The organism is Aminobacter sp. P4_D5, assembly GCF_056401815.1.
The window spans coordinates 1-527 of record NZ_JBFUIP010001349.1 but is presented as its reverse complement, the minus strand read 5'-3'; the positions used below and the strand labels follow the sequence as shown (position 1 = coordinate 527).

Genomic DNA, 527 nt, shown 5'->3' with positions numbered 1-527 from the left:
GTGATGCCGTTGTTTAGCGCACCCTTCACATGCAGCTTGATCTCGGGCGACTTGCYGAGGGCCGTCAGCATGGCGAGGTTCAGCAGGCTGCGCGTCTTGCGCGAAAGGGTCGGGTCGCCCCAGGCCCAGCCCCAGGCGATGGTCGTGGTGGCGCGCTGGAACGACATCATGAAGTCGTCGGCCTTGGCCATGCTGGAATCGACGTACTCCGCGCCGAGCACGGCACGGCGGATGGGCATGCCCTTCTTGAACAGGGCTTCGTCGTCTGCGGGCATTTCTCTCTCCTATATCCTTGCGGATTCGCGCACGCTCGCGCAGGGGCCCCGGCGGGTCAATGGGCAGGCACCGCGAAGGGCGCTAGCTTCGCGGGAAATCGACCGGGAGCGGCGCATGTTCTTCGAGGGTTTCACGCTGGAGACGCTGATGATCGCGGGCAACGCCGTGCGCTTCCGCAAGGGCGGAAGCGGGCCGCCGCTGCTGCTGCTGCACGGCAATCCGCAGACCCATGCGATGTGGCACAGGGTGGC

General features: G+C 66.2%; 1 protein-coding gene. It reads right to left on the bottom strand.

Annotated features, from left to right (window positions below; translation table 11 throughout):
* The coding region (locus AC1DWF_RS38340; RefSeq protein WP_476843628.1) for a carboxymuconolactone decarboxylase family protein at nucleotides 1–275 on the bottom strand (275 nt) is incomplete at its 3' end.
* Nucleotides 276–527: the final 252 nt, after the last annotated feature.